General features: G+C 70.4%; 3 protein-coding genes. 1 reads left to right on the forward strand and 2 read right to left on the reverse strand.

Going from position 1 to position 1938, the window contains the following annotated elements; genetic code table 11:
• Positions 1-484: ATP phosphoribosyltransferase regulatory subunit (locus AC2VON_RS05690; protein WP_486952064.1), on the reverse strand; the 484-nt coding region annotated here is incomplete at its 3' end.
• Positions 481-1155, reverse strand: coding sequence for an MBL fold metallo-hydrolase (locus AC2VON_RS05695; RefSeq protein ID WP_486952065.1), 675 nt, complete (start codon positions 1153-1155; stop codon positions 481-483). The genes AC2VON_RS05695 and AC2VON_RS05690, both read right to left, overlap by 4 nt.
• 65 nt (positions 1156-1220) lie before the next feature.
• Here AC2VON_RS05695 and AC2VON_RS05700 point away from each other — a divergent pair.
• The coding region (locus AC2VON_RS05700) for a peptidylprolyl isomerase (RefSeq protein WP_486952066.1) at positions 1221-1938 on the forward strand (718 nt) is incomplete at its 3' end.

Genomic DNA, 1938 nt, shown 5'->3' on the forward strand with positions numbered 1-1938 from the left:
GCCGGAAGCCGGTCAGGCCCAGCGACCGGAAGCCGGCGTCGGCGACCGCGATCACCTCCGCGTCCAGCGCGGGATCGTCGACACCGATCGCCTCCACCCCGACCTGCTGCAGCTGTCGGTAGCGGCCGGCCTGGGGGCGCTCGTAGCGGAAGAACGGCCCGGCGTAGCACAGCTTGACCGGCAGCCCGCCGCGGTCCAGCCCGTGCTCGATCACCGCACGCACCACCGGCGCGGTGCCTTCCGGGCGAAGTGTCACCGACCGGTCCCCGCGGTCGGCGAAGGTGTACATCTCCTTGGCGACCACATCGCTGGACTCGCCCACCCCACGCGCGAACAGTGCGGTGTCCTCGAAGACGGGCAGTTCGACGTCACTGTAGCCGGCGCGGCGGGCGGCGGCGAGCAACCCGTCGCGCACCGCGACGAAGGCCGCCGAGGACGGCGGCAGGTAGTCCGGCACCCCCTTGGGCGCGGCGAAGGGGGTCACGCGCTCAGCCCCTGCAGGAACGGGTTGTGGCGACGCTCGGCGCCGATGGTGGTCTTCGGGCCATGCCCGGGCAGCACCACGGTGTCGTCGTCAAGCGCCAGCAGCTTGTCGACGATGGAGCCCAGCAGATCGCGTCCGCTGCCGCCGGGCAGGTCGGTGCGGCCCACCGAGCCGGCAAACAGGGTGTCCCCGCTGAACAACAGATCCCGCGGGCCGTCTGAGCCGTCCCGGACGCGGAAGGTCACCGAGCCGCGGGTGTGCCCGGGTGTGTGGTCGGCCACCACGCTGATGCCGCCGAGTTCGACCCGGGCGCCGTCGCGGTCCAACTCGACCACCTGCCTGGGCTCGGTGAAGAAAGCGCTCGCCAGCAACTGGCCCAGCCGCGGCCCGAAGCCCCGGATCGGGTCGGTGAGCATGAACCGGTCCGCGGGATGAATGTAGGCCGGGCAGCCGTAGGTGTCGGACACCTTCTGCGCCGACCAGATGTGGTCGATGTGGCCGTGGGTGAGCAGCACCGCGGCCGGGGTCAGCCGGTGCTGGTCGAGGATGCGGCGCAGCGGCGCGAACGCGCGCTGGCCGGGGTCGACGACGACGGCGTCGGCGCCGGGCCGGCGGGCGACCACGTAGCAGTTACACGCCAGCATCCCGGCGGGAAATCCGGTGACCAACACGTCCGCCAGTTTCCCATCCCGAACCCGTGCGGCGGTGATGCGGCCCGGGCTGGCACACTTTGTCCGTGCCGACCAACGAACAACGACGCGAAACCGCCAAGCGCAAACTGGAGCAACAGCTGCAACGCCGCGCCAAGCGAGCCCGGCGCAACCGGATTCTCGCCATCGCCGGTGCGATCGCCGCGGTAGTGCTCGTACTGGGCGCCGTGACGACGACGGTGATCCGGATGAAGCACGGCTCAGCCGAGAAGACGACGACGCAGGCCGATGCGCCCGGCTCCCCGGATACCGGTGCCATGCAACTGCCGAAGTTCACCCCGTCGCCCACGGTAGGTGCCAAATGCGAGTACCCGCAATCGGCGCAACCGGCGGCCAAACAGGTGGAGCCGCCGCACCCGGGCAAGGTGCCGACCGATCCGGCGCAGGTCAGCGTTAGCATGATGACCGATCAGGGGCCGATCGGCCTGATGCTCGACAACGCCGAGTCGCCGTGCACGGTCAACAGCTTCGTCAGCCTGGCGAGCAAGGGCTTCTTCGACAACACCGGATGCCACCGGCTGACCACCGCGCCGGAGCTGCATGTGCTGCAGTGCGGCGACCCGACCGGCGACGGCACCGGCGGGCCGGGATATGAGTTCGCCAACGAATACCCCACCGCCCAGTACCAGCCCGGCGACCCCGCACTGGCCGAACCCGTGGTCTACCCGCGCGGCACGCTGGCGATGGCCAACTCCGGGCCGAACACCAACGGCAGCCAGTTCTTCCTGGTGTACCAAGATTCCA

It is taken from the genome of Mycobacterium sp. TH-M82, assembly GCF_057473605.1.